Annotated in this window: 13 protein-coding genes; 5 read left to right on the top strand and 8 right to left on the bottom strand. The window is 56.1% G+C overall.

From position 1 onward, the window contains the following. Nucleotides 1-73 precede the first annotated feature (73 nt). Nucleotides 74-280 carry a hypothetical protein gene (locus P9250_RS32205; RefSeq protein WP_310397532.1) on the bottom strand — a complete coding sequence of 69 codons (207 nt, stop codon included), beginning with the start codon at nucleotides 278-280 and terminating at the stop codon, nucleotides 74-76. Between the two features lie 227 nt (nucleotides 281-507). On the opposite strand from P9250_RS32205, the gene P9250_RS32210 reads away from it, so the two are divergent. Next, nucleotides 508-768 carry a DUF4148 domain-containing protein gene (locus tag P9250_RS32210; RefSeq protein ID WP_310397534.1) on the top strand — a complete coding sequence of 87 codons (261 nt, stop codon included), beginning with the start codon at nucleotides 508-510 and terminating at the stop codon, nucleotides 766-768. A 474-nt stretch (nucleotides 769-1,242) separates the two neighbouring features. Here the strand turns inward: P9250_RS32210 and P9250_RS32215 are convergent, their stop codons facing one another. The 4 genes from P9250_RS32215 to P9250_RS32230 all read right to left on the bottom strand — a co-directional run bounded on the left by P9250_RS32215 (nucleotide 1,243) and on the right by P9250_RS32230 (nucleotide 6,117). Next, a complete protein-coding gene (locus P9250_RS32215) occupies nucleotides 1,243-2,307 on the bottom strand; it encodes a porin (RefSeq protein ID WP_310397536.1) in 1,065 nt (354 codons plus the stop codon). Between the two features lie 78 nt (nucleotides 2,308-2,385). Beyond that, nucleotides 2,386-3,798 (bottom strand): MFS transporter, encoded by a 1,413-nt coding sequence (locus P9250_RS32220; protein WP_310397538.1) that lies wholly within the window; start codon nucleotides 3,796-3,798, stop codon nucleotides 2,386-2,388. Between the two features lie 171 nt (nucleotides 3,799-3,969). Continuing rightward, nucleotides 3,970-4,854, bottom strand: a complete 885-nt coding sequence (locus P9250_RS32225; RefSeq protein ID WP_310397539.1) for a fumarylacetoacetate hydrolase family protein — start codon at nucleotides 4,852-4,854, stop codon at nucleotides 3,970-3,972. Nucleotides 4,855-4,878: 24 nt separating this feature from the next. Further along, nucleotides 4,879-6,117 carry an FAD-dependent monooxygenase gene (locus P9250_RS32230; protein WP_310397540.1) on the bottom strand — a complete coding sequence of 413 codons (1,239 nt, stop codon included), beginning with the start codon at nucleotides 6,115-6,117 and terminating at the stop codon, nucleotides 4,879-4,881. A 254-nt stretch (nucleotides 6,118-6,371) separates the two neighbouring features. On the opposite strand from P9250_RS32230, the gene P9250_RS32235 reads away from it, so the two are divergent. After that, nucleotides 6,372-7,316 (top strand): LysR substrate-binding domain-containing protein, encoded by a 945-nt coding sequence (locus P9250_RS32235; protein ID WP_310397541.1) that lies wholly within the window; start codon nucleotides 6,372-6,374, stop codon nucleotides 7,314-7,316. An 18-nt stretch (nucleotides 7,317-7,334) separates the two neighbouring features. On the opposite strand, the gene P9250_RS32240 is transcribed toward P9250_RS32235, so the two are convergent. From P9250_RS32240 to P9250_RS32250, 3 genes are read right to left on the bottom strand one after another with little or no spacing between them, the layout of a single operon-like run. After that, nucleotides 7,335-8,240, bottom strand: coding sequence for a VOC family protein (locus P9250_RS32240; RefSeq protein WP_310397542.1), 906 nt, complete (start codon nucleotides 8,238-8,240; stop codon nucleotides 7,335-7,337). A 30-nt stretch (nucleotides 8,241-8,270) separates the two neighbouring features. Next, on the bottom strand, nucleotides 8,271-9,068 hold the full coding sequence (locus P9250_RS32245; protein WP_310397543.1) for an alpha/beta hydrolase: 798 nt from the start codon (nucleotides 9,066-9,068) through the stop codon (nucleotides 8,271-8,273). A gap of 28 nt (nucleotides 9,069-9,096) precedes the next feature. Next, nucleotides 9,097-10,494, bottom strand: a complete 1,398-nt coding sequence (locus P9250_RS32250) for an MmgE/PrpD family protein (protein ID WP_310397544.1) — start codon at nucleotides 10,492-10,494, stop codon at nucleotides 9,097-9,099. 252 nt (nucleotides 10,495-10,746) lie between these two features. On the opposite strand from P9250_RS32250, the gene P9250_RS32255 reads away from it, so the two are divergent. Genes P9250_RS32255 through P9250_RS32265 form a run of 3 tightly spaced genes read left to right on the top strand, consistent with a single transcriptional unit; the run spans nucleotide 10,747 to nucleotide 14,647 of the window. After that, nucleotides 10,747-11,811 (top strand): CapA family protein, encoded by a 1,065-nt coding sequence (locus P9250_RS32255; protein WP_310397545.1) that lies wholly within the window; start codon nucleotides 10,747-10,749, stop codon nucleotides 11,809-11,811. 12 nt (nucleotides 11,812-11,823) lie between these two features. Then, nucleotides 11,824-13,167: an MmgE/PrpD family protein gene (locus tag P9250_RS32260; protein WP_310397546.1), complete on the top strand. Its 1,344-nt coding sequence runs from the start codon at nucleotides 11,824-11,826 to the stop codon at nucleotides 13,165-13,167. A 40-nt stretch (nucleotides 13,168-13,207) separates the two neighbouring features. Continuing rightward, the gene (locus tag P9250_RS32265) at nucleotides 13,208-14,647 is read left to right on the top strand and encodes an MFS transporter (RefSeq protein ID WP_310397547.1); all 1,440 of its coding nucleotides are present in this window, start codon (nucleotides 13,208-13,210) and stop codon (nucleotides 14,645-14,647) included. Nucleotides 14,648-14,713 lie beyond the last annotated feature (66 nt).

Consider the following 14,713-nt stretch of genomic DNA (forward strand, 5'->3'; position numbering starts at 1 on the left):
TATTGAGGCCATCGCCCGGAAGATGTACTCAATCTTCACTGCATTACTTTGCATGCACACCCGCTCTTATGATTCAATCGACAGCAACGTGAAAACGAGGCGCCATCAGCGCTTCAACGGCTTCCGACATAATCACGCCTCGGAGTGAACCGACCAGCGCTCTGAGTTGACGGCGACGCACTTCGCTGACGAAGGCTCCGGCAACGATCGCGAACTGCACTCCATGACCACGCATGCTTTCTTCTTGATCTTTGAGCCGTCCGTTCAGCGAGTCATCCAACGGGTATGACGGCGCTGAAACCCTATGGCTGCGCCTCGACGGAAATCACAGTAGATGAGCGGACGGCGAACAGTTACGCGTCATGTGAGTCACGTTGGCCGTAACGCCCTGTAACGTCCTCACGACCTTGACGACGAGAGAAAGCCATCCATCGATAGCGTTTACCCGTAGACTGATAACGATTTAGATCGCGTCGCTATCACGCTTAACTCTTTCGGAGGTTGTCGATGAAATTAATGTTATTGTTCGCAGCGTTCTCTGTCGCTATGGTCATTCCCTCGCTTTCGCGCGCAGTTGATAAGGAGCCACTGACTCGCGAGCAAGTTCAAGCACAACTTGTCGCTCTTGAGCAAGCCGGCTACAAACCTAGCGTTGATAACGAATATCCCCGGAACATCCAGCAGGCCGAAGCCGCGGTCGCGCGACAAGATGTCGAAAAATTGAGTTACGGTGCAGTTCGGAACGCAGTTGCCAGCTCGGGAAAATAGGTCAAAAGGCGGCAGCGGCAAAGGAGTTCCCGCTATAAAAGGTGCGCTCATATCTGGCAAGGACGTCTCAAAGATGGGCGCCTTTTGTCGGACGAGACGATGGTGGCTTAAAAGCTATCGTATAGGGCCGGTTAGACCGCATCGCGTCGTTCAGCGTAAGTGCTGCAAATCGTTAGAGAGCATGGTTCGCAAGCGCATAACGGTCTAGACGACCAAGCCGAGCTTTACGGCTTACAACAAAGCGGAAATATCGCGCACAGCTTGCGACGAGTTCTAAAGAGAATCACCAGTGTCTGATGACCGCCTCTAGCGAGCCATCGACTGCCTGCGTCAGACTCCTTTCGGAATGACGCCGAGTAGATTCAAGTCGAGCATCTTAAAGTCTACGGACGTCTCAAGCGCTGCTTCATGATATCTGCCGATTCAACACGTCCGATCGATGCTGAGCGGACGTGCTTTGAAAATTGACGAGTTTTAGAAGCGATGCCGCACGCCCAACATCGCACCGGTTTGAAATGCTCCTTCCGTCACGGTGTTGTAGCCGCCAAGACCGAGGCTGCTATGCTGCTTATTCGCGACCACACCTAGTTGCAGATAGATGTCCGTCCCCTTCGAAAGCAGGTAGCTGCCGAGGAAGGAAACCAGTAGCGGATTTCCATGACCGGTGTTGCGATCGGACTCGTAGAAAACGTCGCAGTTGAGATACAAGAATGGCGTGGCTTGGTAACGTGCCGCCACCCAATAGAGCGCTTCCGACGTATTTCTCGCTGCGCGTTGCGTGTACAGACGATACGCAGCGATGAATTGCACCGGCTTGAAATCGTACGCGAAAGCCAGGCCGTAACGCGTGGTTCGGGTGTTTCGCGCGGCGACCGTATTGCCGTTCTGCACGTCGTACAGCAGGCCGATGTTTGCTGCGCGGTGATCGTAGGTCAGCAGCAAGCTCTCTTCCTTGCCGATCTTATAGTCGCCCGCAACGGGCCCCACGCCCGTGACTGAATTATATCCGAAGCTATAGAGATTCTTGATGCGGAACGTGCCGCCGCCAATGCCGAACTTGTTCACGTAAGTCACCGAATTGTCGGCGCGGCTGGTCATGGCGGAATCGAGCACCACCGCCGACCAGGCGGCAGGTCCTACAGCGTCGTACAACACGCCGAAGTCGTAGATTGCCGTAGTCTGACGACCGAGCGTCAACGTACCGTATTTCGATGAAGAAAGGCCGACATACGCCGAGCGCCCGAAGAGGCGGCCCGAATTGTTCGCCGCGCCGTTCATTTCGTTGAAGCCGTTTTCGAGCCGCGCAACGGCCGCGAGACCGCCGCCCAGATCCTCGGTCACACGAATGCCCCAGCGCGATGTCTGCGCGCCGCCGGATTCCGTCGCGAACGTCGACGCGCTGCCGCCCGTACTCGTCCGATTATGATTCGTCCATTGGACACCCCCATCCACGATGCCATACAGCGTTACGCTGCTTTGAGCCATCGCAGCACTACTCGCAATAGATGCGATCGACATAGCAATTAGCGACTTTCTCATTGTGAGTCTCCGATATAGTTTTTATGAAAGCTTGAAGGTGCTGGAAATGAGCGGCAACACCTCCTCGAACACTATTTCCTAGTGTCCAGCGGGCGCATCATCCAGCGATCTTTGACGGCTATCGCCTCTGATCACGAAAAGAAGGATGACTGCCGCAACCAGCAGCGGCATCGAGAAGTAGTAGATGATCTGATGGATCTCTCTACCGAGCGTGAGAAGCCAGCCGAGAACGAGCGGTCCGGTAATCGATCCGCAACGGGCGCCTGCGAGAATGAGTGCTGTCGAAAGCGCGCGAATGCGCGTGTCGTATAGCTCGTTGCTCAGCGTAAAGAAGACCGGCATCACGGCGCCCGAGAAGAACGAGTAGCCGATGTCGAAGCCCAGGATCATCGGGACAGGTGCCTTATATTCGAACGACAGGCCAAAGCCGACAAAGCAAGCTGCGCTCAGCGCGGAGAACAAAAGTATTGCCCACTTGCGTGGCATCTTGTCCTGAATCCACATGCCGAGAATTTGACCGATAGGCGTCGCGACCAGAACGATCAGAGTGAATTTGAAACTCGTGGTCAACGTGAAGCCTTGCTTCACGAAGATGGACGGTAGCCAGTGGCCAACGCCGGTCACCTGCACATTGTTCGCGAGCTGAAACAGCGCTAGAGCGCCGATGGTGACGGCCGAAAGACGCAGCAGCGAGAAGCGCTTGGGCCAGGTCAGCTTCTCAGGCTTGCCCTTGCCATCGACAGACGGCGGCACGAGTTCGACATCGCGATAACCTGACTTGTCGGCAAGTTGACGAACGATCTTGCCGGCCTCTTCCGTGCGGCCTTGCGAGAGCAGAAAACGCGCGGACTCGGGGATATAACGGCGAACGTAGACGATCATCAACGCCGGCAGGACGCCGATCCATAGCAGCGCACGCCAGCCGAATGTCGGAATGACGAATGTCGCGACGATCGCGCATACTGTCCAGCCGGACGCATACGCAATCGACCCGGCGCCGACGAAAATATGGCGGAGTCGCTTCGGCGCCATTTCCGACAACAGGGCGAATGCAGCCGGGAATTCAGCAGCCATGCCAATGCCCGCGATAAAGCGCGCGCAGAGCAGCGTGTTATAAGTCGGAGCCAGCGCGGCCAGAAAGGTGCCGAACGCATAAAAAAATATGGCCCACTGCAGGATAGGCTTGCGTCCGATCTTATCTGCCCACGGCGCAACCAGCAACGCGCCGCAAAACAAACCGAAGTTCGTCACCGAGCCAATAACCCCCGCCTGCATATGGTCGATGCCGAATTCCCTGGAGAGCAGCGGAAGCGCAAAGGAGATGGTTTGATTTTCGAAGCCGTCCAGAATCTGCGCGACCATGCAACCGACGAGCAAAATCCAGAGCACCGGGTTCATGGGCGATTCGTCGATGAACTCGGTGTAGGTCATGCGTCTCACCTCGATAGCTGGCGAAACGTTACGTTCTTTCTCTATCGATACACTTTCCATCCATGTCTCCTTCTGGTCCATACTTAGTAGACCTTGTTAATGGAACGAGTCATTCTCCATCTGGTTTATTGTCTGGAAGGCTTCTTAAGTATCTCCTTGTAGACGCGCGCTCGCTTGATGAAAACAGCGAGCGCGCAGCCTTGTTCAGAATGTCCGGCTTAAGGACGCAAGTTACCCGGCATCAACGACGTCGAGTTCCATTGTTCCGATCTTGCTGATGGTGCCCTTCAGCTTGTCGCCATGGAACAGTTGCGACACGCCCGCCGAAGTGCCGGTCGTGAGCACCGTTCCTGCTTTCAGCGTCCGGTCCATCGTCAGGAAGCGGATCAGATCGCGGACGCCGTTGATCATGTCGGCCGTATGCGCATGCATGACCTGCTTACCGTTCTGATGTACCTCCACGAAAAGATCCTGCGGCTCGCCGACTTCATCGCGGGTCACGAACCACGGTCCAAGGCCACAGAACGTATCGAAGCCTTTACGAATGTTGCGCGTGTTGTGAACGCCATGACCCCACGGGTCGCGCGTGCTGATGTCCCAGCAAATCGTATAGGCGAACACGTAGTCGAGTGCTTCGTCCGCACTGACGTTCTTCGCATCACGACCGATGACGACAGCAAGCTCGCATTCGTAGTCCACGTGTTTTGCAACCTTCGGCAATATCACTGTCCCGCCGGGGCCCACGAGCGACGACGACGGCTTCAGAAACACTTCCGCCATCAGTTCGTCGGACGTCAGTTTGGAACGGTCATAAGCCTGCACGCGGCCCGTCATTTCCGTCTGATGCGAACGATAATTCGCCGCTGCCGCCCAGATCGCCGGCGGATTGTCCGTCGGCGCGAGCAGCTTCACAGACGCGAGCGGCAAGGATGGCATCCGGCGCGCGCTGTCGATTGCTGCCTCTGCTTCCGCATGGTTTGCAAGTGCGTCGATGACTTCAGTCATCGACGCTCCATGACGCGTGATATTCGCAGCCGCGAGCGCTTCGCCCAGCGGATAAACGACGTCATCCTCGATCAGGCCTGCTCGGCCATCGTTATAACGGCAGATCTTCATATTCGTGGTCAGTGTCGGTTAGCGTCAGACTTTCCATTCCGTCTCGGCATTCGGGCCATCGGCGTACAACTCGTTGACGAACGGCGTTTCATCCCACTGCGTCGCCGGGTCGAAGCCATACAGCCAATCGTTCTTGCCGTACTGATGCGAGGAACCGTGTTGATCGACTTGAGCCTTTTGCGCCTGCGTGTCCTTCATGTGCTTGAATCGAAGGTTGGTCAGCGAGAAGCGCTGCACGCCGTGGACGCGCGGAATGCGAACGCGACGGAAGTTCTCGAATGCTTCCTCGACCGAGCAGCTGGATGACATCCATCGGCCGAGAATGTAGGCATCTTCGAATGCCTGACACGCACCCTGGCCCGCGTTCGGCACCATGGCGTGCGCGGCATCGCCGATCAACTGGACGCGGCCGAAACCCCAGTTGTCGTTGATCGGACGCGCGAAAAGTCCCCACTTCATGCAGTCGGTCACGAGGTCGAGCAGTCGCTTCAGGCGCGGCTCCGGATTTGGGAAACTAGCGCGCATATCGTCCGGATTGCCCTTGCCGTTCCACGTTTCTTCCACCCAGTCGCCGGTATCCTGCTGCGTGACGATGTTGATCAACGTCTTGTTGCGGATGTAGTACGCGCGAATATGAGCGCCCGGCCCGACCCATTCGACGTGACCGTTCGGTGCCAGAATGTCTTCCGGCACCTTGCTCGCATCGAGCAGCGCACGCCATGCCATCTGACCCGTATAGACCGGCTTGTCGTCGCCGTACAGCGTCTGGCGAAGCACCGACTTCACGCCGTCAGCACCGATCACATAGTCCGCTTCGACCACGTTGCCGTTGTCGAACTTGAGCACGACGCAGTCTTCGCGCACATCGGCGCTGATCAGACGGTGACCGAGATGAATGTGCGATTTATCCACGCTCGATGCGAGTGCATCGAGCAGATCGGCACGATGAAACGAGTAATACGGCGCGCCCCATTTTTCAGCGAGCTTGAAGCGGTCCCGCGATTGGATGAATTCGCCCGTTTGCATCTGAAGCATGTATTCGCCCGGCGAACGATGACCCACGGCATCCACCGCTTCCTTCGCGCCCAAACCCCACAGCGCCTTGACCGCCTGAGGACTGCAGCTCACTGCTGCGCCGATCTCTCCCAACGCGGGCGCTGCTTCGAAAAGTTCAGCCTCGATACCGAAGGTTTTCAGTGCGTTTGCCGTTGCTGTTCCCGCGAGCCCGCCCCCGACGATCGCGATGCGGCATTTCGTAGTCATAGCTCTTCCTTCAAAAGTCGTCGTTAAGAATCTCAAGTGACTATATGGAGTTGCCGGCGATGCAACAAGTCAACATTTCAGGCGGAATCATTAGCGAAACTGATGCGTGTAGATAAAAAACGGCGTTGGCGTTCCAAATCGGTATAAGTCCCTATTCCAGCCATAACGTTCCAATAGACACGCGACGATTAATGTTGCGGCTTTTGACGACCGCAAGGTAGAGTCAAGCGTGCTTAACTGCGTCTCTAACCATCATGTCAACACAACTCGACCGCTATCTTCACCTCAACCTGAAGACACGCCATCTCAGGTTATTAATCCTGCTCGAGGATCTCGGAAGCCTGAAGAAAGTAGCCGAGGCGACGCATGTCACACTGCCGGCCGTATCGAGAGCGCTTGCGGAACTGGAAAAAGGATTAGGTCTCGATCTTTTCACCAGGTCGCCACAGGGTTTTCGCGCGACGCCTTATGGAGAATGTCTTATTCGATACGCACGCAACATACTCACCGACATACAGCAGGTACGTGATGAACTCAATTCGCTGTATAACGGCTCGGGCGGAAAGATAAATATCGGAGTTTATCCCGCTTCTACTTCCGTATTGACGCCCAAGGCATTGCTGCTGCTGAAACAACGATCGCCCACCACGAATGCGCAGGTTATCGAGGCCACACGCCACGTTCTGCTCCCGCAGTTGTGGGAAGGGAAAATCGATCTTATAGTCGGTCGCTTGCCGGCAGTCCCTCCGTCAAGCGGTTTCGACGAAAGGCCCCTGCTGGAAGAAAAACTCGTCGTCGTCACTGGCCCTCAACATCCGCTCGCCAGGCGAAAACGTCTTCAATGGTCCGATTTGCAATCGTATCCCTGGGTATTGCCGCCGCATGCCTCGCAAATACGCGAACCGTTTGAGCGCGTTCTCGAGAAGCAAGGACTCGAATTCCAGAAGAATTACATTGAAACAATGTCGGTTCAGGTTGCGCGTTCATATCTCTATTGCAGCGACGCGATTTCCGTACTGGCCAACACTGCGGCGCGAGACCGATTTCAGCCGCTCGCCGTCTTGCCCTTGCCACTTCCGCAAATGTTGCGGCCTACCGGCATAATGTGGAACCGAAATCGTCCCTTTAGCGCGGCAGCGAAGTTAATGATGGACTGTCTAGAAGACGCCGCTAAAGAAATACGTGAAACCGAAATCTGACTCGGCAGGAGATTTCCGTTATTCTCCGAAAAGCGCCGCCGAGAATGGCACGCTGGTTTCGGGGGCATGAAACGCGGAAGTAGGCCGCGCAAGACCCCATTGATCGCGACGCCCTTTAGGAAAGCCCCATTCGTCCGGGCCTTTGAACTTGTAGCTTTCGTCGACCTGCTCGACTTCCGCTGTGTATTCGACAATAAAACCGCCCGGCCCGACGAAATAGCAGAAGACGTTATCGCAAGGACCGTGGCGACCCACGCCCCAACCGATCGCATGACCCGCTTCCGTCATGCTTCCCGTCGCGGACATCACAGAATCGATATCCCGCATTGCGAACGCCAGATGGTTATACGAGCTCGATTTTGAAATAAACAGCGCAAGACTGTGATGGTCCGAATTGCAATTGAGAAACGTGATGGTCTTGCTTTGGTCGATGACGCGAAAACCGAGTTGTTCAACGAAGAACTTTGCTTCGCGATCGGGGCTATTTAAAACGATGTGCGATATCTTTCCGGGACGGTCAGCTTCGTCTCCGTATTCCGCATGTTGCTTCGATTCCGCAATCACCCGGAAAACACGGCCTTCGTCCGGATCGCGGAACGAAAACCCATATCCACCGCCGATGTCATCGAGCGGGGCGACTGTCGCTGACGTTTCCACGCCGGCATCCCGCAACGATGCAAAGAGCGCATCCGCGTGTTCCCGGGACTCGATCGAAAGGTCGATGCGGAGTAATCGGGGCTCCGTAAAGCGATGAAGCGCGAGCGTATAAAAGTCCCGCCCCGTGCCTCGCAGATAAACGTCATCAGGCGAAGCCGAGACTGCCTTGAGACCCCAGTTTTCTTCGTAAAAGCGCGTCGCTTCTTCGAGGTCGGGCAACCCGAAGTGAACACTGCGGACGCCGTTGATGCCGGTTTTCGTCGCCATAGTTTTTACCTCCAGCGTGATGTCGTGAACCTAGCGAACTTTCTCAAGCCAGTCGAGAAGCACTTGATTGAACACCTCATTCTGTTCGACGTTCGGAATGTGCCTGGCGTTGGCGAATTCTTCGAAATGGCCATTGACGAATAACGACGCGATCTTGCGGCTCGCTTCGGGACTCGCGCTCGGATCTTCACTGCCGCACCCGACAAGCACCGGCAATTTTACTTCGTTGAGACGCCCGGTGTAGTTGAAGTTCGCGAGTGCCTGCGCGCAACCGATATATCCCGACACGCTACACCCCGCTACGGTGGCGCGAATCTGATTCCAGCGCAGCGGGTTCCTTTCGCGATACTCTGCCGTCAACCAACGACCCATCGTGTCATCGGCCAACCCCTCGACGCTGCCGGCCTGCCTGAGCTTTTCAATGCGATTACCCCAATGCGTCGCGGCATTAGGGAAGCTTTCGCTTTGCGTGTCACAAAGAAACGCCGAACAGAGTCGATTCAAATAGCGCAACGCCAATGACTGGCCGATCGCGCCGCCTATGGATAAGCCGACGAAGTGAAATCGCTCGATGCCCAATGCGTCTGTAACGGCAATAACATCGTCGGCCAGTGCATCAATCGTATAAGGGCCTTCGGTTGCGCGGCTGCCGCCATGACCGCGCAAATCGGTACGAAGCACCCGATAACCTGCGGCCAGCAACGCCGGCACCTGTTCTGCCCAAAGCCCCATGTCCGCGGCCAGTGAATGCATGAACATCACAACCTGTCCATTCTCCGGACCGATAAAGTCGTAGCTTATGGTGCGATCGGCAAGCGGAAGCAGCATTGCATTTCTCTCCCTTGGTTTAATATTATTACTTCGCAGCGAGTAAATCCGGCAATCCATCCGTACTGGCTTGTTTTTCCAGATTCAGAATGAATTCGGCAAGACGTTTCGCCTGTTCTTCCGGAATAGCTTGCGTGGAAAGCTTCATAAACTTGGCGACGACTTCATCTTCGCTTGCAAAATCTTTCTCGTTACCGCGTCCGGCCTCGACCGTGCGCCTGAGACGCGTGCCGTCCTTCAGCACCACTTCGACGTGGACCATATGGCGGGATTTCGAGCCGCGCGAAGTGATTTCCGCGTCGTGATGCACTTCGACCTTCTCGGCAATACGCATGCGATCAGGATCGGCCACCTTGTCTTCGGTGAATTGCGCGACGAATACATCGCCTTCCAGCAGCAGCGTTGCAACACAGTACGGCAGATTAAGCTGCGCCGACGTAAGACCTTGCGGCACATATCTCCAGCCGACGTGATCCATCGTCACTTGCGAACCGTGCACAATCACTTTCTCGACATCTTCCGCACCGAAGGGACGTTCCGCCTGCATCAACCGAATTGCATCCAGCGTGGTGTGATTACTCGCCACGCACGAATAGAATTTCAACGCGATGCCCATGGTCTGCCACACTTCGCCGAGACCTGCAGTCAGTTGCGCCTTGTCGAAGCGATCTGTCGATCGCGAAAGTGTCGTGCAGAAACCGCCGTATTCGCTTTCGAGAACGTTGATGATTCCGGTAAAGCCCTTCTCTGCAAACAGCGCGCCGTAGAGACCGCTTTGCGAAGCGCGACCGGCGTGCATGCGCTTGACCATTGCACCGTACTGCGCCGCCATCAGACCGGATGCCTGCGTGCCGGCGATGCCCAGCGCATGAACGGTTTGCTCAGCGGAGAGGCCGAGCGCCCGCGCCGCGCCCGACGCGGACGAGAACACGCCGACAGTCGCGCCCGAATGCCAGCCCTGTGCAATGTGCTCCGGTCCCATGCAAATGCCCACACGCGGGCCGATTTCGTATCCGGCGACGGCAGCCGCCAGAAAGTCGCGGCCCGTGATGCCGGGCTTGCTTTCGGCGATAGCGATCAACGCCGGCAGCACGACGGCGCCCACGTGCAGCACGCCTTGCCGATGCACGTCGTCCAGCTCGAAGCCTTGCACTTGCGATCCGTTGACGAGCGCAGCATGCGGCGGCGACAGCCGCTGATTCGTGCCCCATACGCGGCTCCCCTTCGAGTTATCGACAGCGGCGAGACTATCCTGAAGGATGCGGCTCCACGGCAGCGAGGCCGCATAAAGCGCGCAACCGGCGGAGTCGAGTATAAGAAGCTTGATTCGCCGGATGACTTCGGCGGGAATCTGCTCGTACTGAAGCGAAGAGACGAATTCCGCGATTCGGCGCGTTTGCGGATTGTCGTGAGTGGTGTCAGCCATTCTGGTATCGAATCCTTGAAGTGCCTCGAAGCACGGGGCTATTGAAAGAGCGACGGTGCAATCGTGCCAGCAACCGCCTCTTAAAGCTATTGAGTAATCCCGTACCTGACCTAAAGCATTTCGTTAATCCGCGTCCACGATTAACCAAAACGTGTATCGCGGTTCGTTAATCGTCAATCGACAGGGCATGACCCCGGAAGGCATCATGAGACGTGTACTTTTCCCATAGTTCAACGAATCGGATTGCCTGACATGACCGTCAAAATCTTACTGACCGGCGATATCAATCTCATGAATGTCGCCGATCCCTCGGTTCCCTTTCGTCGCGTCACTGCCGATCTCAAGGCAGCAGACTTCGTTTTCAGCAACCTCGAATGCTGCCTCTATGCGCCCGATCATGGCGTTTCCGTGGATCTGAATCGCACCAATGAAGGCTTCTTCGCGGATCCGGCAGCGGGCGTTTCTTTGCGGGAAGGCGGTATTCAGGCCGTGGGAATGGCGAACAACGTAAATTACGGCGCCGAAGCGATTCTTTCTTCCATCGACAATCTCGCGAAGCTCGGTATTCCGCGTACGGGCGCGGGCCGCAATGCAGACGATGCGAGCGCACCCGTAATCGTCGAACGTAACGGTCAACGCATTGGCGTGATTCAACGTACTGCCGTCTATTGGTCGACGAATCACGAAGCTTCGGCTGTGACGCCAGGCGTCGCGGCCATAAAAGGACACACGGCTTATCAGATCGCCTTTCATCGGCTTGGACCGGATCAACCCACGCCCAATCGCCCCGGTGTGCCTCCCGTTATCCATACATGGACCGATCCGAAATATCTAAAGATTCTCAAGGATCAGGTCGCCAGGCTGCGCAAGGAAGTGGATATCGTGATCGTTTCGCTTCACTGGGGCCTCGACAAGGAAGTCCTCGAATACATGACCGAGTTGGCTCATGCGTCTGTCGACGCAGGCGCCGATATCGTCATTGGGCACGGGCCGCATTATTCCTTGCCGGTGGAAATCTACCAGGAGCGCCCCATTTTTTACGGACTCGGCAGCTTTTCATTTCACACAGGCCACGCCGGAAAAAAGCATGGAGACTGGGTTGGGATGATGGTGAATTTCACCGCCGACAAACGAACAGGCCCGCGCACGAGTTTCCGGTTTGTTCGTCATAACGACGACAACGAAACTTATCTGTGCGACCCGGATACCGAAAGCGAAGCCCTCGAAGAATTGCGTGCTCGAAGCGCGTTACTCGGCGCTGGCCTTGAAATAGAAGGTCAGGATATCGTACTGACTCATCTCACTCATGAATTCTGATCTGGAATCGCAATGGCACTCACTGCATCACAGACATTGGCTTCCTTCGCAGTTGATTATCGCGATCGACATATTCCAGACCATGTATTGAAACATGCGAAGTATTGCCTGATCGACACTGTCGCCGCCGCCACGTACGGGGCGGAATTCCCGTGGAGTAAGGCGGTAATCGCATACGCTGAACGATATGGAATCGGCGGCACGAGCACGGTGCTCGGCACGCCCTCGATGCGCGTGCACGCCCCGATGGCCGCCCTGGCGAACGGAGCATTGGCTCACGCGTTCGAAATGGACAGCATCCGCGAGCCGAGCGCCGGCGTTCATGCGGGCGCTACCATCGCGCCGGCCGCGTTCGCCGTGGGCGAAGAGTGCGACGCAGACGGTCTTTCGGTCTTGAAGGCGTTTATTCTGGGAACGGAGGTGGCATCGCGCATTGGTGTGGCCAGCCATCACAGCCCCGAAAAGATCGGCTTTCACGCACCGGGCATGACCGGTCCTTTCGGCGCGGCAATTGCGGCCGGACTGCTGATGGGACTCGATGCCGAAGGACTCACCCATGCGCTGGGCCTCGCGGGTTCGCTGACATCCGGCCTCATGACGTTCAGCAAGGCGAGGCATGGTTCCATGGTCAAACGTCTGCATCCCGGTCGTGCGGCGGAATCCGGCGTGCTGGCTGCACGTCTGGCCGCCTCGGGATTCGAGGGTCCGGAAAGTATCCTCGATGGCAAGTTCGGTTTCCTTGACGCATATTGCCGCGATCTTCCGCAGGAAGTCAGCGCATTGACGGCGAATCTGGGCGAGGATTGGGAAACGCTACGCACAGGTCTCAAGCGTTATGCGTGTCACGCGAATGCGCAGACTGCGACTCAATCAGCCTTTACGCTTCGAAAGCGACATGCGTTTCAGCCTCAGGATGTCGATCACATTCTCATCGAAGGTCATGAACGTTTGATTGGCCGGCATGACAATACGGAGCCTCTCGATATCATGCAAGGGCAATATAGCGTGCCTTTCTGCGTCGCTTTGGCGCTGTCTCGCGATCCAAACGACCCGCGCTCATTCAGCGGCCAATCCGTTAACGATCCGAAAATCCGTGCGCTTTCCTGCAAAGTGCGTGTCGCGACAATGCCGGTTAAGTCCGTTCGCCATACGCGCGTGACCATCCGTCTTCTCGATGGAACGGTGTGGGTCGAAGATTGCGAAGCCTATAAGGGCATGCCGACCAATCCGGTGACGCTCGACGACATCGAGGTCAAGTTCAAGAGCCTCACGCGCTCACTCGGTGATTCGCATTCGGATGCTCTATTCCATCAACTGATTACGCTGGAGAAACAAGATCGCCTGTTGTTTGCGTAAAAACGCAGTGCGACTGCGCGCAATCTAAATCGGGATGTCCATGAGTTCCGTTACGTCACCTACCAATGGAAGTAAGTTTCAACTCGTTCCGATCATTATCGCCATCCCGATGTTTCTTCAGGCGGTCGATACCTCGGTATTAGGAACCGCACTCCCCTCAATGGCCATTTCTCTGCGCACAGAGATTCTTCACCTCAACATGGCCGTCACCTCTTACTTGTTGAGCCTGGCAGTTTTCCTCCCCGCGAGCGGATGGATTGCGGATCGTTGCGGCGCCCGGCGAGTATTCTGCTGGGCAATCGGCACATTTTCTCTGGCCAGCGCTTTGTGCGGAATGGCGACATCACTTGAGCAAATCGTCGCTTTCCGGATATTGCAGGGCTTGGGCGGCGCCATGATGATGCCCGTAGGCCGCCTGATTCTCCTTCGAAGCGTGCCCCCGGCTCAGATGGTCGCGGCCATGGCTTGGTTCACGATTCCCGGTGCGGCCGGCCGCGTCTCCGGACCGCTGATCGGCGGCATATTAGCAACCTTCACCTCCTGGCGATGGATCTTCTTTCTGAACATCCCATTCGGCGTGCTGGGTATCCTGCTGTCGCTCAAATTTGTTCCGCACATCAAGGAAGACGTCGATGAGAGATTCGACATCTTTGGCTTCGTTTCAATGGGATTGTCGTTGGCCGGAATCGTGTGCGGTCTGGAAACTATTGGCCGGAACTTCGTTTCGGTATCGGCGACATGGGCGATGATTTGCGTCGGTCTTATTTCTTTTCTGACGTACGTCATACACAACCACCGCGATGAAGCGAAGGTGATTATTCCGCTCGGCATATTCAGAATCAAAACTTTCTCTCTCATGACATTGGGCGGAATGCCGGTAAGGATCGCGGTGGGCTCGGCGCCAATTTTGGTTCCGCTGTGGATGCAGATTGGATGCGGAATGTCTCCGGTCGAGTCGGGATTGATGAGTGCAGGCCTTTCGTTCGGTCTTTTCGGCGTCAGAATGGTGATAGAACGGTCCGCGAAAGCTTTCGGTTTCCGCTCGATCATGCTGGCTTCGACTGCGCTGATGGGAAGCATGTTCGCCGGTTACGGCCTGTTCACACCTCGGACGCCGCATCCGGCTATATTCATCGTCTTTTGCATTAGCGGGATATTCCAGTCCATGACGATGATCTCGATTAACACGCTGACGTTCACCGACGTCCCGAAGAACTTCTCCAGCAAAGCCACCGCGCTTTCGACGATGCTGCAACAAGTATCAATGAGCTTCGGCGTGGCATTCGCGTCGCTGTGCATGACGTTCACTGCGCGTTTTCACGGCCATTCGCCGCAGAATCTGGTGACTGCCGACTTCCCGCCCACTTTCTTTATTATGGGCGCATTCACGCTCGTCTCATTGTTCTGTTTTGGCCGCATCGACCGAAAGAAAGGCAGAGAGTTCATGCAAACGGAACATGATCCGCAGATCGAAAAATAGTCGCGCAAATAAAAAGAGCCGCAGGATTCAACCTGCGGCTCGATGCTAGCGGTTCTATTTGTCCGC

This window comes from Caballeronia sp. LP006, assembly GCF_031450995.1.
Taxonomy (GTDB): Bacteria; Pseudomonadota; Gammaproteobacteria; order Burkholderiales; family Burkholderiaceae; genus Caballeronia.